Source organism: Serratia marcescens (assembly GCF_001902635.1).
GTDB lineage: Bacteria > Pseudomonadota > Gammaproteobacteria > Enterobacterales > Enterobacteriaceae > Serratia > Serratia marcescens_F.
The window spans coordinates 45,666-66,205 of the sequence record NZ_MJAO01000020.1; the positions used below are offsets into that span (position 1 = coordinate 45,666).

At 59.6% G+C, this 20,540-nt stretch carries 19 protein-coding genes; 7 read left to right on the forward strand and 12 right to left on the reverse strand.

Annotated elements, in window-relative coordinates; genetic code table 11:
* Positions 1-90 precede the first annotated feature (90 nt).
* Complete coding sequence (locus tag BHU62_RS18690; RefSeq protein ID WP_073533439.1) at positions 91-1,104, forward strand: glycosyltransferase family 9 protein; 1,014 nt, start codon at positions 91-93, stop codon at positions 1,102-1,104.
* Positions 1,105-1,148: 44 nt separating this feature from the next.
* Here the strand turns inward: BHU62_RS18690 and BHU62_RS18695 are convergent, their stop codons facing one another.
* From BHU62_RS18695 to rfaQ, 3 genes are read right to left on the reverse strand one after another with little or no spacing between them, the layout of a single operon-like run.
* The gene (locus tag BHU62_RS18695; RefSeq protein WP_073533440.1) at positions 1,149-2,246 is read right to left on the reverse strand and encodes a glycosyltransferase; all 1,098 of its coding nucleotides are present in this window, start codon (positions 2,244-2,246) and stop codon (positions 1,149-1,151) included.
* Positions 2,247-2,248: 2 nt separating this feature from the next.
* Entirely contained in the window at positions 2,249-3,376 is a 1,128-nt protein-coding gene (locus BHU62_RS18700; protein ID WP_073533442.1) for a glycosyltransferase family 4 protein, read from the reverse strand.
* A complete protein-coding gene (gene rfaQ, locus BHU62_RS18705) occupies positions 3,373-4,455 on the reverse strand; it encodes a putative lipopolysaccharide heptosyltransferase III (RefSeq protein WP_073533444.1) in 1,083 nt (360 codons plus the stop codon). Before rfaQ ends, BHU62_RS18700 begins: the two co-directional genes overlap by 4 nt.
* Before the next feature lie 210 nt (positions 4,456-4,665).
* On the opposite strand from rfaQ, the gene BHU62_RS18710 reads away from it, so the two are divergent.
* Both BHU62_RS18710 and BHU62_RS18715 read left to right on the forward strand, forming a co-directional pair.
* The gene (locus BHU62_RS18710) at positions 4,666-5,622 is read left to right on the forward strand and encodes a polysaccharide deacetylase family protein (RefSeq protein ID WP_073533446.1); all 957 of its coding nucleotides are present in this window, start codon (positions 4,666-4,668) and stop codon (positions 5,620-5,622) included.
* A gap of 8 nt (positions 5,623-5,630) precedes the next feature.
* Entirely contained in the window at positions 5,631-6,725 is a 1,095-nt protein-coding gene (locus BHU62_RS18715) for a glycosyltransferase family 9 protein (protein WP_073533447.1), read from the forward strand.
* Positions 6,726-6,761: 36 nt separating this feature from the next.
* Here the strand turns inward: BHU62_RS18715 and BHU62_RS18720 are convergent, their stop codons facing one another.
* The 6 genes from BHU62_RS18720 to rfaD are packed head-to-tail and all read right to left on the reverse strand — an operon-like array spanning position 6,762 to position 13,135.
* Entirely contained in the window at positions 6,762-7,739 is a 978-nt protein-coding gene (locus BHU62_RS18720; protein WP_415915716.1) for a glycosyltransferase, read from the reverse strand.
* On the reverse strand, positions 7,736-8,977 hold the full coding sequence (locus BHU62_RS18725; RefSeq protein WP_073533448.1) for an O-antigen ligase family protein: 1,242 nt from the start codon (positions 8,975-8,977) through the stop codon (positions 7,736-7,738). Before BHU62_RS18725 ends, BHU62_RS18720 begins: the two co-directional genes overlap by 4 nt.
* 28 nt (positions 8,978-9,005) lie before the next feature.
* A complete protein-coding gene (locus BHU62_RS18730; protein WP_073533449.1) occupies positions 9,006-10,172 on the reverse strand; it encodes a glycosyltransferase in 1,167 nt (388 codons plus the stop codon).
* Complete coding sequence (rfaC, locus tag BHU62_RS18735) at positions 10,169-11,134, reverse strand: lipopolysaccharide heptosyltransferase RfaC (protein WP_073533450.1); 966 nt, start codon at positions 11,132-11,134, stop codon at positions 10,169-10,171. Before rfaC ends, BHU62_RS18730 begins: the two co-directional genes overlap by 4 nt.
* 2 nt (positions 11,135-11,136) lie before the next feature.
* Positions 11,137-12,183 (reverse strand): ADP-heptose--LPS heptosyltransferase RfaF, encoded by a 1,047-nt coding sequence (gene rfaF / locus BHU62_RS18740; RefSeq protein ID WP_073533451.1) that lies wholly within the window; start codon positions 12,181-12,183, stop codon positions 11,137-11,139.
* 22 nt (positions 12,184-12,205) lie between these two features.
* Positions 12,206-13,135, reverse strand: a complete 930-nt coding sequence (gene rfaD, locus BHU62_RS18745) for an ADP-glyceromanno-heptose 6-epimerase (protein ID WP_073533452.1) — start codon at positions 13,133-13,135, stop codon at positions 12,206-12,208.
* A gap of 240 nt (positions 13,136-13,375) precedes the next feature.
* Between rfaD and kbl the strand changes: the two genes are divergently transcribed.
* Both kbl and tdh read left to right on the forward strand, forming a co-directional pair.
* Entirely contained in the window at positions 13,376-14,572 is a 1,197-nt protein-coding gene (gene kbl / locus BHU62_RS18750; protein ID WP_073533453.1) for a glycine C-acetyltransferase, read from the forward strand.
* A 9-nt stretch (positions 14,573-14,581) separates the two neighbouring features.
* Complete coding sequence (tdh, locus tag BHU62_RS18755; RefSeq protein WP_073533454.1) at positions 14,582-15,607, forward strand: L-threonine 3-dehydrogenase; 1,026 nt, start codon at positions 14,582-14,584, stop codon at positions 15,605-15,607.
* Positions 15,608-15,647: 40 nt separating this feature from the next.
* Here tdh and BHU62_RS18760 read toward each other — a convergent pair whose 3' ends face one another.
* From BHU62_RS18760 to gpmM, 3 genes are read right to left on the reverse strand one after another with little or no spacing between them, the layout of a single operon-like run.
* Positions 15,648-16,601 carry a divergent polysaccharide deacetylase family protein gene (locus BHU62_RS18760; protein WP_073533455.1) on the reverse strand — a complete coding sequence of 318 codons (954 nt, stop codon included), beginning with the start codon at positions 16,599-16,601 and terminating at the stop codon, positions 15,648-15,650.
* A 2-nt stretch (positions 16,602-16,603) separates the two neighbouring features.
* Complete coding sequence (gene envC, locus BHU62_RS18765) at positions 16,604-17,938, reverse strand: murein hydrolase activator EnvC (RefSeq protein WP_073533457.1); 1,335 nt, start codon at positions 17,936-17,938, stop codon at positions 16,604-16,606.
* Positions 17,939-17,947: 9 nt separating this feature from the next.
* The gene (gpmM, locus tag BHU62_RS18770) at positions 17,948-19,492 is read right to left on the reverse strand and encodes a 2,3-bisphosphoglycerate-independent phosphoglycerate mutase (RefSeq protein ID WP_073533459.1); all 1,545 of its coding nucleotides are present in this window, start codon (positions 19,490-19,492) and stop codon (positions 17,948-17,950) included.
* Between the two features lie 297 nt (positions 19,493-19,789).
* On the opposite strand from gpmM, the gene BHU62_RS18775 reads away from it, so the two are divergent.
* The gene (locus BHU62_RS18775; protein ID WP_073533461.1) at positions 19,790-20,224 is read left to right on the forward strand and encodes a rhodanese-like domain-containing protein; all 435 of its coding nucleotides are present in this window, start codon (positions 19,790-19,792) and stop codon (positions 20,222-20,224) included.
* 28 nt (positions 20,225-20,252) lie between these two features.
* Complete coding sequence (gene grxC / locus BHU62_RS18780; RefSeq protein WP_004931142.1) at positions 20,253-20,501, forward strand: glutaredoxin 3; 249 nt, start codon at positions 20,253-20,255, stop codon at positions 20,499-20,501.
* Positions 20,502-20,540: the final 39 nt, after the last annotated feature.

Below are 20,540 nucleotides of genomic sequence, written 5' to 3' on the forward strand. Positions count from 1 at the left end.
GTACCATAACTGGAAGGGAAAGGCGCTAATTTGGTAACCTTGAGTGTCAGTTTCAGACAACCGGCGAGCGATTTCGCCGACAGGCTCGGAATGAAGAATATTTTAATTATTCGCCGCGATAACATCGGCGATCTTGTTTGCACCACGCCTCTGATTGAAGGGGTGAAAATTGCCTATCCGGACGCCAAACTTTATCTGCTGATCAATAAAGTCAGCCAAGACGTTGTTAAAAATAACCCGCACCTCGAACAAGTTTTTGTCTATAAAAAGGCCAAGCACAAGGCGAAAAATGAAACGACGCTGGGCGTTTATTTCGAGCGCCTGATGATTTTCCTGAAGCTGCGGAAAATAAAGTTCGATGCGGTCATTTTGGCTAACCCTGTTCCCTGCAAATACAGCCTGCGTTTAGCGAAAATGGCCGGCGCCACCCATATCATCGGCGCTGACCTGGGCACGAAGGATATTCATCGCCCGTTCCGCAAAGACGACTTCAGCGGTAAACATCAGGTCGAGCACACCTACAGCTATTTATCGGCCATTACCGACCAATCCATACCGATCCCGCCGGTGCGGGTGTTTCTGACACAGGAAGAGCGTCAATTGGCGGCGCAGCGTCTGCAGGAACGGTTGCCGCCGGTCGAACGGGTCTGTGCCGTGCATATCAGTAGCCGCAGCCCGAAAAGGCGTTGGCCGGTTGAGCGCTATGCCGAGATCATCAACCGTCTGGTCGCCGATCCCCACACCGGCGTACTGATTTTCTGGTCGCCGCAGGGCACGCTGGCACCGGACGATATCGGCGACCAGCAGCGCGCCGAACAGCTGCTGGCGCTGTGTCAAAACGCGCGCGTCGCGCTCTATCCGACGGCCTCGGTGCGTGAATTGTTGGGCGGGTTTGATTTATGCGACCGGGTGCTGTGCAGCGACGGTGGGCAGATGCATCTTGCCGCGGCGTTGAATAAGGATATGGTGGTGTTCTTTGGCGATACTGATAAAGAATCCTGGCATCCGTGGTCCGGCCGTCATCATATTCTGCAAAGTGAATCTGGGCACTGTGAAGATGTTTCTGTCGATGAAGTTTGGCAGAAAATGCAGGCGTTAAAATAACGCATAAAATAAGGCAGGAAACCCCTGCCTTATTTATTTCTTTATTATTTCTTCAGCGCAAGATATTGGCGGCAAATAGGCTCAAGCCCATAGCTCAGCAATTGCTGTTGATTTATCTGCGGCGGATTGGCATAGACCGCTGCCATTTTCTCCGCCAGCGAAGCTTCGTTTAATTCCGCCAGCGCGTGAGTCATGCCGGCTTTTTCCAGAATTTCCGCAGGGCCGCCCGGGCAGCGGGTGCTGACCACCGGCGTGCCGCACAGCAGCGATTCCACCAGTACGTTGCCGAACCCTTCGCTGTCGGAACTGAGCACCAGCAGCGACGCATGGCGAATAAACGGGTAGGGATTGGCCTGGAAACCGAGGAACAGCACGCGTTCTGCGATGCCTAACTCCGCCGCCAGGCGTTTGGCGTCGGCGACTCTGGCGTCGTCCCCGGTGCCGATCAAGGCTAAAGGCGCCTGAATGCCGGATTGCGCATAGGCTTTCAGCAGGCGGTCATGCCGTTTGGTGGCGTGAAAACGGCCGACGTGCACCAGGTAGTCCTGACCGGCCAGTTCGCAAGGCTCCGCCGCCTGTTGCTGAATGGCGGCGATGTCGAACGGGTTATTGATGACCGCCAATCGGCGTGGCCGGATAGGCAGATTCTGCTGCAGGTCGTCACCGACCGCCTGTGAAACGGCGACGATATTTCTCCCCTGATAAACGCCGGCGATTTTACGTTGCTTCAGCCAGCGGTCCAGGCCCTTGCGATGGCCGAGGTAGGAGGTGGAGAGAATGCCGTGAATGCAAAACCACAGACGATCCGAGGCCAACCGCTTGCTGCGGCTGACGATGCGATCGGTTTTATGCAGGTTGGAGAACACCAGATCGAACGCGCCGTGTCGACGCTCGTGTTCGGCTATCGCCCGATCCAGCGCGGTGGCGCGACGTGACAGCTCGGTCAGCTTGCGCCACGGGGCGCGGCTGCGATCGGCCACCACCTGATAATCAATGCCTGACGGGATAGGATAGTTACAGACGTCGCGCAGCGAGATCAGGCTGACGTCATGTCCCTGTTGCCGCATGCCCTGACACAGGGTCAGCACCACTTTTTCCGCACCGCCTCCCGGCAGGCCGTCGATGATCATCAGAATACGCATAGCTAGTCCAGTAACCGGTTATAGAGGGAAATCAGCTGTTCGGAGAGATGCGCCGGCGTAGCCGTCATAATGCGCAATCTTGCCGCTTCGCCCATGGACGATCCCAGCGCCTGGCGCGGCAGCGCCCGAATGGCGTCCGTGATGGCCGGTACGTCGAGCGCATCGGTGACGAAGCCGTTCTGGCCGGGGGTGATAAACTCGGCGCCACCGCAGGTGGTGCTGGTGATCACCGGCAGGCCGCATGACATCGCTTCCAGAATCACGTTGGGGAACGGATCGTACAGCGTCGGCAGCAGCAGCGCGTCCGACGCCTGATAGAACGGCAAGGTCTGTTTTTGCACACCCATAAAGTGTATGCGATCGCCGCAGCCCAGCGACTGCGCCAGCGCCCGGTAGCGTTTTTCGGCCTTGTCTTTGCCGACCACCAGCAGATGGCTGTCGGTCGCCGCCACGGCGCGGATGGCAGCGGCCAGCCCTTTGCGCTCGAAGCCGGAGCCGACGAAGATCAGGCAGTGCGCCTGCTGCGGGATCTGATACTGCTCGCGCAGCCGACGGCGTTGATCCTCGTCGGCGGGCGGGAATTTCTGATTGTCGATGGCGTTATAGATCACCGTGATCTTGTCGGCGGGCACGCCAAAATCGGCGATGATTTCCTGCTTGATCATCTCGGCGTTGCAGATGACGGCTTTCAACTCCGGCGCGGCGTACATGGCGCGTTCGGCGCACATCACGTAGCGGTGATAGCGGTTGGAAAACAGCCACTTGCGCCGCCATTCCGGCAGCAGACGCGCGCGTTGCAGCAACCAGCGGCGGTGTACGCCGTCGCCGGCGCGGTAGATGTCGCAGCCGGGAATGCGCTCGTGGCTTTGCACCAGGTCGAAGCGCTCTTTCTGCCACAGGGCCCTGGCCGCCACGGCGAACCCGCGCTCGCGGCTGATGCGGCCGAGTTTTAACGGGTTGCACAGATGGATGTGCCAGTTGGGGTTGGCGTCACCTTGCCATTCGCGGGTGATGACGTTCAGATCGAGATCCTGTTGTTCCAGCGCCTCCAGGGCGCGGGAAACGAAACGTTCGGCCCCGCCGTCCGGGCGGTATTTTTGGCGAACGATCGCCAAACGAAATGCTTTCATGCCAGCGTGCTCCGCGCGGCTGCAATCACCGCGTCTGTAGGAATAAGGTCGAGATACCGTTCGTCGGTGCCGGTATCGATGGCGTCGGGATCGGGCAGTTCACCGAAGTCGCCGGCCCAGATCACGGTGCCGATGGCCTGCCATGGCCGCCAGAAGGTCAGCTTGGAAGGGCCGAACAGCGCCACACATGGCGTTTGCAGCGCGGCGGCCATGTGCATCGGCACCGAGTCCACGCCGATAAACAGCTTGGCGTGATCGATCAGGGCGGCCAGCTGGCGCAGCGTCAGTTGCCCGGCCAACGAGACCACGCCCTGCGGCGGGCAGAGCGCCAAAATACGTTCTACCATGGCTTTTTCTCTGGCGTCAGGGCCAGAGGTGATCACCAGCCGGTGGCCATCGGCCTGCAAGGCGGTGAGGGTGGCGGCCATTTTCTCTTCGCTCCAGCATTTGAAGAACCAGCGCGACGTGGGTTGCACCACAATATACCCGCCTGCGACGCCCTGTTTCTGCAACAGTTGCTCACAAGCCTGCCAATCCTGCGGTTCATAACTCATGGTGACATGTTCATTGAGCGTGGGCAGATTCAGTGGTGCCAGCAGAGACAGGTTTTGTTCGACGGTATGCAGGCGGGCGTGATTGTCCACCGGCACCAGTTGCGTGTGGCAGTGGCGCCACAGGAAGCCGCGGCGTTTGGGAAAATCGAAGCCCAGACGGATGCGCGCGCCGGTCAGGCGCGTGAGGATGGCACTGCGCCACTGATCGGCCAGGTTGACCACCAGATCGTAGCGCTGCTCCTTCAGGCGGCGCAGTAGCGCCAGCTCGTGCCCCAGGTGTGCGCGGGCACCCTGTTTTTTCCATTGGCGATCGATGGCGAAAAGGGTCGACAGCTCTGGATTGCTGGCCAGCATCTCCTGCGTTTCCTGATACAGCAGCACATCGATCTGCGACTGCGGGTAGTTTTGCCGCAGGCTGCTGATGACCGGCGTGACCAGCAGCATATCGCCGTGGTGGCGCAGTTTTATGATCAGGATACGCTGTACGGATGGGGCGGAAGTTAGGGCTGGCGCGTCGTTCATCATGAGTCGCTTTCTGGGAAACCAATCTTTGATTCTAAATGACCCGATCGCATGTGGCTACTGTTGCACGGTTTTCTTGGCGGGCGGCAAAAAAATCGCCGCGCAGGGGACGAATGCGTCTCAACGTTGTCCAAACCAGGCAGCAAAGTCGTTTGCCCTGGCGAAACGGCCTGCGTAACATAGTGCATTCTGTTGATATCAGGCTCGATATTCATGACTAAACCGGCGTTTCTCATCACCATTGATACCGAAGGCGATAATCTGTGGCAAAACCACGATCGCATCGCGACCGAAAACACGCGTTTCTTGCCGCGCTTTCAGGCGCTGTGCGAAAAATACGCCTTCAAACCGGTTTATCTCACCAACTATGAAATGGCGATGGATCCGGCTTACGTCGAGTTCGCGCGCGATGTTATCGCCCGCGGCGCCGGCGAGGTGGGCATGCATCTGCACGCCTGGAACAGCCCGCCGCTAACGCCGTTGACCGACGACGACTGGCGCCACAAGCCCTATCTTATCGAGTATCCCGCCGATCAGGTTCGTGCCAAGGTCGATCATATGACCAAGCTGCTGGAAGACGCTTTCCAGACCAAAATGCTGAGCCACCGCGCCGGCCGCTGGGCGTTCAACGAATACTATGCCTCGCTGCTGCTGGAGTACGGCTATCAGGTGGACTGCTCGGTTACGCCGCGGGTCAACTGGCAGTTCTCGCCGGGCAACCCGCAGGGCAACGGTGGCACCGATTACCGCCGCTTCCCGTCGCAGGCCTATTTCATCGATCCGCAGAACATCGCCAAACCGGGCGCTTCGTCGCTTCTGGAAGTGCCGATGAGCATTCAGTACAAACACTCGGCGCTGATGAATGCGTTCAAGCAGGGTTATGACCGGCTGCGCGGCAAACGGCGCTCGCCGTCCGTCAACTGGCTGCGGCCCAGCGGCGGCAACGTGGACAAGATGAAAAGCGTGGCCGAGGCGTCGCTGGCGCAAGGGCATGACTACGTCGAATTTATGCTGCACTCCTCCGAGTTTATGCCGGGCGGCAGCCCGACGTTCAAAACCGAACAGGACATCGAAGGGCTGTATCGCGATCTGGAGCAGTTGTTTGACTGGCTGCAGCAGCGCACGGTGGGCATGACGCTGGCCGAGTATTATCAACTTAAAGCGAACTAAGAACTCACATGTCGAAGAAATGGAAAATCAAGGTTGCCGACTGGTTCTTGCGGCGCTATACGGCGAAGTACGGCCGTTTTCAGGACAAGGCGACGTTCGACGGCGCCCAGCAATTTGACAACATCGTCATCTATTCCACTACGGCGTTGGGCGATTTCATGTTCAACACGCCGGCGTTGAGGGCGATGAGGGAGCGCTACCCCGATGCGCACATTACGCTGGTGGTGCACAAGAAAAACCGCGAGCTGGTGGAAAACGGCCGCTATTACGATCGCGTGGTGTATTGGGACAGCAAGATCAAGACGATACGCCCGCTGCTGAAATCGCTGCGCGAACATCGGCCGGATTTGGCGCTGATCCTGCACTCCCATTTGCCTTATGACATCATCAGCGCCGTACTGGCCGGGGCGAAGTACATTATCAGGGATAACTACAGTTCAGGCATTTGCGGGCTGGAGCCTTGGCTGACCAACTATATCTTCCATTACTACGGCCACTTCGTGCGCCGCAAGCTGGAGCTGATTTCCATTTTGGGCTGCCGCAGCGACGATCCGACGATGGAAATTCCCGTGGACTATCAGCGCGGCGTCAAAAGCAGCGAACACCCCACCATCGGTTTCCAGCTAGGGGCGTCAACGGAGTCGCGTTGCTGGCCGGTGTCGCACTATGCGCGGTTGGCCGATGAGCTGGTGGCGAAGCACCCCAACGTGCGCATCGTGCTGATTGGCGCACCGTTTGACGACGGCAAGGCCAAACAGTTCATGAACCTGATCGGCCCTGACACGCAGGCCTGCGTGGATAACCAGATCGGTAAAACGGGGCTGCAAGGCTTGCTGACGCTGATCGACAGTTTCCATGTTCTGGTCACCGGCGATACCGGGCCGCTGCATCTGGCGGTGGCGTTGAAGGTGAAAACCATCAGCCTGTTCGTGACCGCCGACTCACGCTCCACCGGGCCGATTCAGGATGCTGAACTGCACCGCATCATTCAAGTGTCGCGTACCGGCTATACGATGCCGCTGGAGGCAGAAAGCCCGATGGGGGTCATCCAGCCGCAGCGGATTTATGATGAACTGGTCGCGCACGTGCCTTTGACGCGCTGAGGGAGCGACGACGCATCGGCCGCCTGGCCGATGCGGTTAGTGAGGTTTGCGCCCGCGCAACTTCGAAAGAAAGGTATCCACTCGCGCATAGCGCATCTGGCGGACTTTTTTGCCCGGCACGTCGCTGTTGCGGCAGATATCGGCGGCGCGGCGCAGGATGTGCAGCGTTGCCGGCGCGTAATGATAGTAACCGTATACCGCCTTCGACATGCTTTTCACCTCGGAAAAGCAGTTGGCGAGCATCAGGGCGGCCAGTCGGCGCAACGATTCATCCCCGGGATGCTGTGCCACAAAGCGCAGCATTTTCTCCATGGCGAACAGCAGATCTTCAATATCTTTAGGTTTGATATTGCGGGTGATGCCTTGGCTGTTGTCCCGATAAAAGTAGAGCTCGCAGTCGAGATGGGCGATGCGGCGCGTTTTGAAATACTGAAAAGGCGTGAAAATCACGTCTTCATAGCGTCTGCCGTCTTCGAACGTTTCACCTTCCAGCAACGTGCGTTTATATACCCGGCTCCAGAGATGCCACATCGAGCGTGCAAACAGCGGTTGCAGGCAGCCCAACCCCAATTGTGAAAAGTCGTAGGCGACGGGCTGCGCCGCGCGATTATCGGGTGTCGGCGGTTGTTCGGTGAACTTCTGATAATTAAAGTCGATCAGGTCATCTTCACCGGCGGTCAGCAGGGGCCGCAGGATCGCCAGGTAGTCGTCGCTCAGCAGATCGTCACCATCAAGAAAGGTGACATAGCGTCCGGTGGCCTGCCGCAACCCGACGTTGCGGGCGCGCGCAATGCCGCCGTTGGCCTGTGAAATAAAGACCACGCGCGGGTGCCGCCGCTGCGCCAGATATTGGCTGACCAGCGTGCCGGAGGCGTCGGTGGAGCCATCGTCGATGATCACCACCTCGATATCGTCACTAATCTGCGTAAATAACGATTTCAACGCCGCGATGACGAACGCTTCATTATTATAAAACGGCACGATCATGCTGAGCAGCGGCTGCTGGGGATTCACGGGGTCTGCTCCTGGGCAGCGGGTTGTTTCGTAACGGAAAGAACGGCGGCAATCAACGCTAAACAGAACATGGCGGTGCCTTCCGTGCTGAAGAAGATAACGTCGCTCAGGCCGTAAACGAACAGGCTCGCGCTCACGCTCAACAGCAGCGCGTTGCGCTGCGGCCGGAACGCAGAGAAGAACAGGCCGACATAGAGCGCCAGCAGCAGCAGTACACCCCAAACGCCCTTGAGCGAATAGGTTTCCAGCAGCTCGTTATGCAGGTGGACGTTGATGTAGGGCATGACGCCAGACAGGCGCGGCTGTTGGGCGACCAGAGAACGGATCTCTTCGCCGCGCTGTTCGGCGGATTGGCCCCAGGGGGCGTCTGACCCTGTACGCCATGCCAGCGTTTGCATCGACAACCGGGAAATGATCGAGTTTTCGGTCTGAGGTTGGTCCATCAGGCGCATGTCGGTCTCAAAGGCCTGAATGCGTTGTTCTATCTGCGGTTTAAACACCAGGCCGCAAGCCACGAGCAGCAGCGGCACTGAGAAGACCAGCGCGAGCTTGTGCTTTCTGGAGACCAGATGTTTGGTCGCCAGCAGCGACAGGCAGACCGCCACCGGGTAGACCAACATGGCCGCGCGGGTGCCGGTGAGCACCAGCGCAGAGAAGGACAGCAGGAATGCCGCGATGTACAACGCCAGACGGTAGCGGGTGCGCAGCATCAGGATGGCCTGCATCATCACCAGATCGATGGCGGTCATCAGGTAGGCAGCGACCGTGGCGCGATCGAAGTTGAGCTCTACGCGCGGAATATCCAGGCGCAATCCCTGATAGAGGGAATAACCGTTGACCGCCAGGCCGGTGGCGAGGGCCACGACGACCAGCAGGCGCTGTACGCACAGACGTTCATTGAGCGCGATGAGCAAAATGAAGGCGGTAGCGAGTTGGAGCTTGCCGGTCGACATATATGAACGATAAATGTTGATGTATTCGCCCGGCTGTTTGAAGTGATGCATCCAGAGGATGGTTCCCATGCCGACGCAGAAAAAAAGCACGGGAAGCAGCAAGTTGCCTTTATTTTTAAAATAATAACCGGGATACAGGCAAACGGCGATAAAGGCGATGTAGCTGGAAACGTAAAAGAGATTGCGTCCGGTCGCAGAACCGAAAGGGATGGCGCAAAAAGCGATGGCGCACCCCAGATAAATCAGATAGCTGAAGGCGGGGTGCGGTGTTCTTAGTTTTAGCATCGGGCGTGTTTTCCGGCTCACGTTTCAATTAAGCGATAAATGATCGCAGCGTGTCGTCGAACTCAGCTTTGAACTGATCATAGTTGAAATGTTCCGCAGGATAGCGCTGCGCATTCCGGCTCAGAGTCTGATAGGTTTCACGCTCCAGCAATGTCTCCACGGCATCCGCGCAGTCGAGATGCGACAGCAGTTTGGGGGAGACCAGGCTGTCGGTCAGCGGATCGTAGACCTCATGCGGGAAATCGACCTCGATATCGGTTAACTGCCGGTGTTGTTCGATGGTGACCGACGGCGTCAGGCCGATGCCGCAGACGCCGTCTTTCACGGCTTCCGGCTGGCCGTCAACCCGAGGGAAAATGACCGGCACGCCGAAATAGAGCGATTCCATGCAAGACAAACCAAACGGCTCGGTGATCGGCGTACTCATGTAGATGTGCGTGCGATTGAAGAAGCCGGCGACATCGTCCTGGTAACCGCTAAAGGTCACGCGATCGCCGAGCTGAAGCCGGGCGGCCAGCGCCTCGAACGCTGCGCGATCCGGCCCTTTGCCGGCCACTTCCAGCGTGACGTCATGCCCGCGCCGCAGCAATTCCTGCATCATCAAGAGTGAAACGCTGATGCCTTTCAGGCTGACCAGGCGCGAGGCGGTGCCGATTCTGATCGGCTGCGACAGCACTTTCGGCGCGTTGGCGATCCCCGCCGGCGTCTTGATGCGGTTGATCACCACGTGATTTGGGCAAGGCAGGTTAAAGCGCAGTTCCATCACCCGTTTTGAGGCGTGCGAGGCGGAAATCACGCCGTCCAGCATGGCGAAGAAACGCAGCGTCTTTTGATTCTTGGGATAGCGCCAGGAACAGCCGTGATCGTAGTAAACCAGCTTGCCGCGTTTGGGTTTGGTCACCAGCCCCGGCACCAAGTCCCAGACGATCACCACGTCGGCGTTGGCCCGCTCAATTTTCCGCTTCAGCAGAAATTTACGCAGGAACTGCGGGCAGCGCAGCGTCAGCGAATTGACCAAGCGGTTGGCGAACGTGACGGATTGATGCGCGGGCAGCTGCCGGCGGATCTCCTCGCCGATGTCAGGACTGATGCACAAGATCTGGTTGCTGCCGTCGGTCGTCTCGTTGATGTACTGCAGAAACAGGCGCTCGACGCCGCCCATTTTTCCCAGGTTGATAATGTGCAGTTTTTTCATGCAATAACCTTTTGCAACGCCTGCCATGCCGTGCCGGCGTCGATAGTCGCCATCTCTTTTTCCGGCGAAATCAGCGAGTGCTGATTTTGCCCATAGCCGCCGATCAGGCCGGGATCGGTCGGCCCGAACAGCGTGATGTTCGGTTTGTCGAGCGCGGCGGTCAAATGGCTGAGCCCGGTGTCGACCGAGACCACGCCTTTGGCGCCGGCCAGCACTTCAGCCACCTGCTGCAGGCTGAGCTTCGGCAGCACTTCGACATGTGAAAAACCTTCCGCCAACCGCAGTGCACGCTGATGTTCATGCTCCGCACCCCACGGCAGTTTGATTTTCAGCCCGCTGTCGGCCGCCAGCGCGATCAGCTCTCGCCAGTGTTGTTCCGGCCAGTGCTTGTCGTCACGGGTCGTGGCGTGCAAAAACACCAGATACTGACCGGCGTCAGCGGGCGGACGGCTGAGAAAGCGCGCGGCGATGGCGTAATCGCCGTAGCTGCCCGGTTTGTCGTAGCCGAGGCTCTTGGCGAACAGCTCGCGCGTGCGTTCCACCGCATGCTGCTGTTTGTCTATCTCATGGCGCACGTTGTAGAACCAGCTGGCGAACGGTTCGCGCGCGCTCTTGCAGTCCGGGCCGTGCTTGCTGCCTTTGGCGATGCGCGTGATCAGCGCGGCGCTTTTGATCAGGCCCTGCGCGTCGATCACCAGGTCGTAGCGGCGTTCTTGCAGCGCGCGCTTGAAGTCGCAGCGTTGTTGCCGGGTGTCGTTGCCGAACCAGTTCTTACGCCAGCGGCGAATGGCCACCGGGATCACGCGATCCACCGCCGGGTGCCAGGTGGGAACCTGGCTGAAGCCCTCTTCCACCACCCAATCGAAGCGAATATCGGGAATGGCCTGCTGCGCGTCGGTCAGGGCGGGCAGCGTATGCAGCACGTCCCCCATCGAGGAGGTTTTTACTATTAACACCTGCATGACTATTCCTCGCTGGCGACAAGCAACGGCGTCAGCGCGTCCAACACTTGCTGCGGCTGAATATCGATCAAACTTTGGTGGTACCCCTGCTCGGCGTCTCCCTTGCGTACCTTGTGATAGCCGCTAATCAAGCGGATCACTCGCGCCTGGTCGGAGAGCGGCGGCGTGAAGTCGGGGCTGCTTGGGCCGTACAAGGCTATCAGCGGTTTGTTCAACGCCGCGGCAACGTGCATTAAACCGGAATCGTTGCTGACCACCGCCCGGCAGGCGGCGATCAGGATAACCGCTTGTTCCAGCTGGGTTTCCCCGGCCAGGTTAAAGCAGAAGTGGCGGGCGTCTTCATGCAATGCGGTGCGGATCTGCTCGCCGGCCTCGTGGTCTTTCGCCGAACCGAACAGCGCAACCTGATAGCCGCTATCAATCAGCCGCTGAGCCAGCGTTGCGTAGTGGTAGTGCGGCCAGCGCTTGGCCGGGCCGAACTCCGCCCCCGGGCAGAAACCGACGATCGGTCGGCTGTCGGGCAGGTTGAAGGCGGCGGTGGTTTCGGCGATCTCCTTGTCGTTCACCTGCAGCTGCGGCCGCAACAGCGGCTGTGGCAGGTCATCGGCACGCTGAATGCGGCCCTTGTCATAGGCCAGCGCCACGTAGCGCTGCACCATCAGCGGGAAGGCCGCCTTGTCGAGTACGCGGACGTCGTTCAGCAGGCCGTAACGCATTTCGCCCCGCCAGCCGGTGCGCTGCGGGATATCGGCGAAGAAGGGTACCAGCGCGGATTTGAACGAGTTGGGTAGCACGTAAGCGCGATCGTAACGGTTGGCGCGCAGGGCGCGCCCCAGACGGCGGCGCTCGCCGAGCCCCAGCGCGCCGTGGCCCAGCGGCATCGCCAGCGCCTGATTGACTTCCGGCATGCGCGCCAGCAGCGGGCGGCACCAGGCCGGCGCCATCACATCGATCTCCGCCGACGGGTGTTCGGCCTTCAGGGTGCGATAGAGACTTTGCGACATCATCATGTCGCCAACCCAAGAAGGGCCGATAACCAGTATTTTCATACCCAGCGTTAATTCCTTCAGCTTATGCGGTGCGATTCAACCAGGCCATGTACTCTTTCACGCCTTCGGCGACCGTTTTAAACGGTGCGTCGTAGCCGGCGGCGCGCAGCTTGGTCAGATCGGCCTGGGTGTACGCCTGGTAGCGGCCCTTCAGCTTTTCCGGGAATTCGATGTATTCCACTGCGCCTTTCTGGTGGAAGTCCACCACCGCGTCGGCCACCGCCTGGAAGGTTTCCGCTCGGCCGGTGCCGCAGTTGAAGATGCCGGATTTACCGGTTTCCCAGAACCACAGGTTGACCGCCGCCACGTCGCCGACGTAGATGAAGTCGCGCTTGAAGTTTTCGCTGCCGGCGAACAGTTTCGGGTTTTCACCGCGGTTGAGCTGGGTGTTCAGATGGAAGGCGACGCTGGCCATGCTGCCTTTGTGGCCTTCGCGCGGGCCGTAAACGTTGAAGTAGCGGAAACCGCAGATCTGCGAGTCCGCTTCCGGCAGGATCTCACGCACGTACTGGTCGAACAGGAATTTGGAGTAGCCGTACACGTTGAGCGGCGCTTCATACTGGCGCTCTTCGATAAACTCTTCGCGGCCGCCGTAAGTGGCGGCGGAGGAGGCGTACAGGAACGGAATTTCGCGATCCAGGCAGTAATGCAGAATGTCTTTAGAGTACTGATAGTTGTTGTCCATCATGTACTTGCCGTCCCACTCGGTGGTGGCGGAGCAGGCACCTTCGTGGAAGACCGCCTCGATATCGCCCAGATCGTCGCCGGCCACGATGCTGGCGATAAAGTCTTCTTTATCGATATAGTCGGCAATGTCCAGATCGACCAGGTTGACGAACTTGGTGCCGTCTTTCAGGTTATCCACCACCAGGATATCGCGATATCCTTTGTCGTTCAGTGCCTTAACGATGTTGCTGCCGATCATGCCGGCGCCGCCTGTGACGATAATCATTGGGTTACCCCTGCTAAGCTGCCTGGCGGGGCACAATGCCCCACGCTCAATGGCGGTTATAATAGCATTTCATGCCGCGGCAAACAGCGGAAGGGCTCCGAATATCCCGCATAGCCATTGAAGTCCGCTTTTTGCCGTGATATCTGCTGCAATTTTAATATTCTCTCCCGCGCATTCTCGTCAGTTTGGTTACAAATCAGTAAAATATGCCGCAAATAGCCCAATCCTGGAGATAACCGAATGTCAGCGTCTTTTTATCAGCAGTTGGAACAACAGCTTGCCGCCACTCGCAGTGAAGGGCTGTTCAAGGAAGAACGCATCATCACCTCCGCGCAACAAGCGGATATCGCCGTTGCCGACGGCAGCCATGTGATCAACTTCTGCGCCAATAACTACCTGGGCCTGGCCAACCATCCGGCGCTGATCGCCGCCGCCAAGGCGGGGATGGACAGCCACGGTTTCGGCATGGCGTCGGTGCGCTTCATCTGCGGCACCCAAGACAGCCACAAGCAGCTGGAACAGAAACTGGCGGCCTTTTTGGGTATGGAAGACGCGATCCTGTACTCCTCCTGCTTCGACGCCAACGGCGGGTTGTTCGAAACCCTGCTGGGCCCGGAAGACGCCATTATCTCCGATGCGCTGAACCATGCGTCGATCATCGACGGCGTGCGCCTGTGCAAGGCTAAACGTTATCGCTACGCCAACAACGACATGACCGAGCTGGCCGCGCAGCTGAAGCAGGCCAAAGCCGACGGCGCGCGCCACATTCTGATCGCCACCGATGGTGTATTCTCGATGGATGGCGTCATTGCCAACCTGAAAGGGGTTTGCGATCTGGCGGACGAGTATCAGGCGCTGGTGATGGTGGATGACTCCCACGCGGTGGGCTTTGTCGGCGCCAACGGGCGCGGCACCCATGAATACTGCGAAGTGATGGGCCGCGTCGATATCATTACCGGTACCCTGGGCAAGGCGCTGGGCGGCGCGTCCGGCGGCTACACCGCCGCCAAGAAAGAAGTGGTGGAGTGGCTGCGCCAGCGTTCGCGCCCGTACCTGTTCTCCAACTCGCTGGCGCCGGCGATCGTCGCCGCGTCGATCAAAGTGCTGGAACTGTTGGAAGAGGGCGATGCGTTGCGCGATCGCCTGTGGGCCAACGCGCGTCTGTTCCGCGAAAAAATGACCGCCGCCGGCTTCACTTTGGCCGGCGCCGATCACGCCATCATCCCGGTGATGCTGGGTGAGGCGAAGCTGGCGCAGGAGTTCGCCAATGCGTTGCTCAAGGAAGGCATCTATGTGACCGGTTTCTTCTATCCGGTGGTGCCGAAAGGCCAGGCGCGCATCCGTACCCAGATGTCCGCCGACCACACCCCGGAGCAAATCGAACGCGCAGTGGCGGCGTTTATACGTATCGGTAAAAATCTTGGCGTTATTGCATAAGGTAAAACCATGAAAGCACTGTCAAAACTGAAAGCGGAAGAAGGGATTTGGATGACCGACGTGCCTCAGCCGGAGCTGGGTCACAATGACATCATGATCAAAATCCGCAAAACCGCGATCTGCGGCACCGATGTGCATATTTACAACTGGGACGAGTGGTCGCAAAAAACCATTCCGGTTCCGATGGTGGTCGGCCATGAGTACGTGGGCGAAGTGGTGGCGATCGGTCAGGAAGTCAAAGGCTTCAACATCGGCGATCGCGTGTCCGGCGAAGGCCACATCACCTGCGGCCACTGCCGCAACTGCCGCGGCGGCCGCACGCACCTGTGCCGCAACACCATTGGCGTAGGCGTGAACCGCCCGGGCAGCTTCGCGGAGTATCTGGTGATCCCGGCGTTCAACGCCTTCAAGATCCCGGATAACATCTCCGACGAACTGGCCTCGATCTTCGATCCGTTCGGCAACGCAGTGCATACCGCGCTGTCGTTTGACCTGGTCGGGGAAGACGTGTTGGTGTCCGGCGCCGGCCCGATCGGCATCATGGCGGCGGCGGTGTGCAAACACGTCGGCGCACGCCACGTGGTGATCACCGACGTCAACGAATACCGTTTGGAGCTGGCGCGCAAGATGGGCGTGACTCGCGCGGTGAACGTCAGCAAGGAAAACCTCAGCGACGTGATGGCCGAACTGGGCATGACCGAAGGGTTCGATGTCGGTTTGGAAATGTCCGGCGCGCCGCCGGCGTTCCGCACGCTGCTCAATGCCATGAACCACGGCGGGCGTATCGCCATGCTGGGTATTCCGCCTTCGGATATGTCGATCGACTGGAACCAGGTCATCTTCAAAGGGCTGTTTATCAAAGGGATTTACGGCCGCGAAATGTTTGAAACCTGGTACAAGATGGCGGCGCTGATCCAGTCCGGTCTGGATTTGACTCCGATCATCACCCACCGCTTCTCGATCGACGAGTTCCAGCAGGGCTTCGACGCCATGCGTTCCGGCAAGTCGGGCAAAGTGGTGCTGAGCTGGGATTGATCTCGACAGAGGTGAAAAGGGCCGGAATTCCGGCCTTTTTTTATGCTTGCGGTTTGGCCTGCGTCCAGTGCTGCCAATGACGCTTGATGAAGGTCACCGGCGGCGAGGCGGCGATGCTGTCGCCGATGACGCCCAGCACGGTGCCGGCGTTGACTTTTTCCTTCGGCAACTTGACTTTGCACTGTTTGATGCCGCCGCTGAACGGGTTCTTCGGTTGCGGTTTCTGCGGTTTGACCGGCGGTGGAACGTAGCCGCCGCCGCTGTTGCTCTGCGGTTCGTTCAGCAGCGCACTCGGTTTGACCAGCACGATATCGGCGGGCAGCGACGGCAGCATTTGCTGCAACACCTTCACTGTCGCCGGGCGCGGGTGGCCGATGGCGATGGCGGAGCCGTTGCGCCGCGCCAATTCGACCGCGCGGTTGAACTGGCGGCGGATATCGGCTTCGTTCGCGGTATCGTCGAGGAACACCTTGCGTTTGATGACTTTAACTCCGGTGCCGGCCGCGGCGCGGGTCGCCTGGCTGCTGCCGATGGTCATGCTGTCGAGGAAGTACAGGCGATAGCTTTCGAGCGCCTGCATCACTTTTTGCATGCCCGGCAGGCTGGAGGTCATGGCGCTGCCCATGTGGTTGTTCATGCCGACAGCGTAGGGCACGTTGTTCACCGCGTTGCGGATGATGCGTTGGATCTCGTCGCTGCTCATGGACGGCTGCAGGGTATCGCGTTCCAGCGGCTGTTTGCTGAGCGGCGCCATCGGCATGTGGATCAGTACTTCGCGGCCCTGGCTGTGGGCGCGGGTGGCCATCAGGCGGGCGTAAGGCGCGTTGGGCAACACCGCGACGGAGATCGCCGTCGGCATTTGCAGCACCGCATTTTCTTCATGCGGGCGGTAGCCCACGTCATCGATGACGATGGAGAGTTTTCCTGCCTGCGCGGCGTAAACCTGCAGCAGACAGCCAATCAGTAGTGCTGTACGGGTTTTGACATAGCGCAAATCTATCTTCCCAACCACGGCAGTGGGTTAACCGCCTGTCCTTGACGACGGATTTCGAAATAGAGCGACGGCGTTCCTTGACCGCCGCTGGTGCCGACCAGGGCGATCGGCTGACCGGCGCGCACCTGCGCCCCGACGTTGACCAACGCGCTCTGGTTGTAACCGTACACGCTCATGTCGCCTTTGCCGTGTTCGACCACCACCATCAGGCCATAGCCTTGCAGCCAGTCGGCCAGCAGCACGCGGCCATCGGCGACGGCTTTCACTTCGCTGCCTTCGCGGGCTTCGATCACCATGCCTTTCCAGCGTAGCTCGCCCTGCTGCTGTTCGCCAAAGCCGTGCAGAGTGCGGCCGCGCACCGGCCACATCAGCTGGCCGGCCGGGCGGCCGAGGCCGCCGGTACGCGCCATCAGCGAGCGATCGGCTTCGCTTGGTTTGTAGGTGGTGCCGGTTTTCTTCGCCTGTTGTTCTTTGATGCGCACCTGTTCGCGCACCTTGGCCGCTTCACGCGCTTCGCGTTCGGCGCGCGCGCGGGCTTCGCGCTCCGCGCGGGCGATCTTGTCGCGCATGCGGGTTTCGTTCTGGCGCAGTTCCACCAGGCGTTGTTGGTCTTTTTCCAGCGAAGCTTCCAGCTCGGTCAGCGTTTTCTTGCGGGCGCCGCGCGCCTGCTCCAGTTTTTGCTGCTGCGTCTGTTGTTCGCCCAGTAAGGATTTTTGCTGGCCCTGTTTGGCCACCAGCGTGGTTTTCTGCTTCGCCAGCTCGGCGCGGGTCTGTTTCAGCTCTTCGATGGTTTTCTGGCGCGCTTCGTTCAGATAGCCGAAATAAGCCAGGATACGTTCGCTGCGCTGGCTTTCTTCACCGCTGAGGATCAGTTGCACGGCGCTGTGCTGCCCTTGCCGGAAGGCGGCGTCGAGTTGTTTGGCGAGGAGGTTTTGCTGGGTCGACTGCTGCTTTTGCAACTTGGCTATCGAGGCGTTCAGGCTGGAAATGTCCTTGCCCAGCTGAGTGAGCGAGCCCTGGGTGTCGCGCAATTGGCGGCTGGCTTGGGCGATGGTTTTTTCCTGCTGGCGCAGCTGATCCTGCAGAGAGCTGCGCTGCTGCTGCTGCTGCTTTACCGCCTTTTCTTTCTCGGCGATGCTCTGCTGGATGTCTTTCAGCTGGGATTTATTGTCTTCCGCCGCCTGGCCGGCGAGCGGCAACAGCAAGACGCCAGCGCAAAATACGCTGGCGCACATGGCGGTGAACGTCCTTGGCGCGGTGCGTTCAGGCTGCGGTCGGCTGCCTGCGTTTGCGCTTCGGGTTACCCTTGATAGTGCAAAAAACGCCTTCTCCCTCATGGAGAAGGATTATTCCACGATGAACAGCGGCTTACCAGTCATCTCTTGCGGGATTTCCATTCCCATCAGCGTTAACAGGGTTGGCGCGATGTCCGAAAGCTTGCCGCCTTCGACCGCTTGCGCCGGTTTGCCGACGTAAATCAGCGGCACCGGCAGGCTGGTGTGGGCGGTGTGCGCCTGGCCGGTGGCCGGGTCGCGCATCTGCTCGGCGTTGCCGTGATCGGCGGTGATCAGCAGTTGCCCGTCGACGTCGCGCACTGCGTCAACCACTTGGGCGATGCAGGCGTCCAGCGTTTCCACCGCTTTTATCGCCGCTTCATACACGCCGGTATGCCCCACCATGTCGCCGTTCGGGTAGTTGCAGATAATGGCGTCGTACTTGCCGCTGCGGATGGCGCTCAGCAGCTTGTCGGTCAGCTCGGCGGCGCTCATCTCCGGCTGCAGATCGTAGGTGGCGACCTTCGGCGAGTTGACCAGCACGCGGTCTTCACCCTTGAACGGCGCTTCTACGCCGCCGTTATAGAAGAAGGTGACATGGGCGTATTTTTCGGTTTCCGAGATGCGCAGCTGGGTTTTGTCGTGCTTCATCAGCCATTCGCCGAAGGTGTTGGCCAGCGACGCCGGCGGATAGGCGCAGGCGGTCGCGATGTCGGCGGCGTATTCGGTCAGCATCACGAAATCGCCGAACTGCACCTGCTTGGCGCGCGGGAAACCGTCGAAATCCGCGTTCACGAAGGCGCGGGTGATCTGGCGCGCGCGGTCGGCGCGGAAGTTCATGAAGATCAACGCGTCGCCGTCCTGCATCGCGGCATCGGCCTCACCGGCGGCGCGGATCACGGTCGGTCTGACGAACTCGTCGTTTTCACCGCGCTGATAGGCGGCCTGCAGGCCGGCGATCGCATCCTCGGCCACGTAGTCGCCTTTGGCCGCGGTCAGCAGGTCATAGGCCAGCTGCACGCGATCCCAGCGGTTGTCGCGGTCCATCGCGTAGTAGCGGCCAATCAGCGAGGCGATGCGGCCGACGCCCAACGTGGCGAAGGCGTCGCGGCAGCGTTGCAGTGGGGCTTCGGCGCTGCGCGGCGGCGTGTCACGCCCGTCGAGGAAGGCATGCAAATAGACGGCTTTGGCGCCGCGCTGGGCGGCTAGCGTGATCATGGCCAGGATGTGCTCGTCGTGGCTGTGCACGCCGCCCGGCGACAGCAGGCCCATGATGTGTACCGCCTTGCCGGCCGCTACGGCCTTATCGACGGCGGCGGTCAGCACCGGGTTGGCGAAGAAGTCGCCGTCGGCGATCGCTTTATCCAGCCGGGTCAGATCCTGGTACACGATGCGCCCGGCACCCAGGTTGACGTGGCCGACTTCGGAGTTGCCCATTTGGCCGTCGGGCAGGCCGACATCCAGCCCGGAAGCGGCGATCAGCGTATGCGGCTGCTCCCGCCACAGGCGATCCATCACCGGGGTGCCGGCGTTCAGGATCGCGTTGTCCTGCCGCTCTTCACGGTGGCCGTAACCGTCCAGGATCACCAGTACCATCGGTTTTTTGTTGCTCGACATTGCATTGACCTCTTATGAACTTTTTAAGCTGCGAATAGCCATGCGCCCGCCACAAGCATGGCTGTTCGCCCTCGAAAAACCGGCTGATTTTACACCGCCGGCGGCGATAAATAGCCCAAAGAGATCAAGGTTGCGGCGAATCGCGCGGGCTTTTATGCTCTGACGTCGGGAATTTCTCAGCGCAGCCCGCAGTTTCTACAATCGCGCTTGCTTATTGGCTGTATTTGCCGCACTCGGCAGGTATACTCTGGAACCTTGACTTATTTGTCCCTTAACTGACGGGAGTTGTTACACCCCATGCTGCAAGAAATTATGCCATTCGTAAGCAGACACCCTATTCTGAGCCTGGCTTGGATCGCTCTGCTGGTCGCCGTGATCGTCATGACCTTCAAAAGCCGTTTCTCCAAGGTCAAAGAGATCGCCCGCGGTGAAGCTATTCGCCTGATCAACAAAGAAGAAGCCGTGGTGGTCGACACCCGCAGCCGCGACGATTTCCGCCGTGGCCACTTGGCCAATGCCATCAACCTGACCGCCAGCGAAATCAAAAACGGCAGCCTGGGCGAGCTGGAAAAACACAAAGCGCAGCCGATCATTGTGGTGTGCGCTAACGGCACCGCTTCCCGCGAGCCGGCGGAGAACCTGAGCAAGGCCGGTTTTGAAAAAGTGACGGTGCTGAAAGACGGCATCTCCGGCTGGAGCGGGGAAAATCTGCCGCTGGTGCGCGGTAAGTAACCGTTTAACCTATTTGAGGTGGCAATCCATGGCTAACATTGATATCTACACCAAAGCGACTTGCCCGTTCTGTCATCGCGCCAAGGCGCTGTTGAACAGCAAGGGCGCGGCGTTTAACGAGATCGCCATCGACGGCGATAACGCCAAGCGCGAAGTGATGATCGAGCGCAGCGGGCGAACTACCGTGCCGCAGATTTTCATCGACGGCCGGCATATCGGCGGCTGTGATGATTTATATGAACTCGATGCTCGCGGCGGCCTGGATCCGCTGCTTTAAGCAGCTTGCCGGCTCACCGAGTGTCAATAAGGACGTTTA

Coding starts and splice junctions, on each gene's coding strand:
- kbl (WP_073533453.1), top strand. CDS start 13,376: ATGTCAGCGTCTTTTTATCAGCAGTTGGAACAACAGCTTGCCGCCACT.
- rfaD (WP_073533452.1), bottom strand. CDS start 13,135: ATGATTATCGTCACAGGCGGCGCCGGCATGATCGGCAGCAACATCGTT.
- rfaC (WP_073533450.1), bottom strand. CDS start 11,134: ATGCAGGTGTTAATAGTAAAAACCTCCTCGATGGGGGACGTGCTGCAT.
- BHU62_RS18700 (WP_073533442.1), bottom strand. CDS start 3,376: ATGAAAGCATTTCGTTTGGCGATCGTTCGCCAAAAATACCGCCCGGAC.
- BHU62_RS18725 (WP_073533448.1), bottom strand. CDS start 8,977: ATGCTAAAACTAAGAACACCGCACCCCGCCTTCAGCTATCTGATTTAT.
- envC (WP_073533457.1), bottom strand. CDS start 17,938: ATGAGGGAGAAGGCGTTTTTTGCACTATCAAGGGTAACCCGAAGCGCA.
- BHU62_RS18690 (WP_073533439.1), top strand. CDS start 91: ATGAAGAATATTTTAATTATTCGCCGCGATAACATCGGCGATCTTGTT.
- rfaQ (WP_073533444.1), bottom strand. CDS start 4,455: ATGATGAACGACGCGCCAGCCCTAACTTCCGCCCCATCCGTACAGCGT.
- tdh (WP_073533454.1), top strand. CDS start 14,582: ATGAAAGCACTGTCAAAACTGAAAGCGGAAGAAGGGATTTGGATGACC.
- BHU62_RS18775 (WP_073533461.1), top strand. CDS start 19,790: ATGCTGCAAGAAATTATGCCATTCGTAAGCAGACACCCTATTCTGAGC.
- grxC (WP_004931142.1), top strand. CDS start 20,253: ATGGCTAACATTGATATCTACACCAAAGCGACTTGCCCGTTCTGTCAT.
- BHU62_RS18715 (WP_073533447.1), top strand. CDS start 5,631: ATGTCGAAGAAATGGAAAATCAAGGTTGCCGACTGGTTCTTGCGGCGC.
- rfaF (WP_073533451.1), bottom strand. CDS start 12,183: ATGAAAATACTGGTTATCGGCCCTTCTTGGGTTGGCGACATGATGATG.
- BHU62_RS18730 (WP_073533449.1), bottom strand. CDS start 10,172: ATGAAAAAACTGCACATTATCAACCTGGGAAAAATGGGCGGCGTCGAG.
- BHU62_RS18710 (WP_073533446.1), top strand. CDS start 4,666: ATGACTAAACCGGCGTTTCTCATCACCATTGATACCGAAGGCGATAAT.
- gpmM (WP_073533459.1), bottom strand. CDS start 19,492: ATGTCGAGCAACAAAAAACCGATGGTACTGGTGATCCTGGACGGTTAC.
- BHU62_RS18695 (WP_073533440.1), bottom strand. CDS start 2,246: ATGCGTATTCTGATGATCATCGACGGCCTGCCGGGAGGCGGTGCGGAA.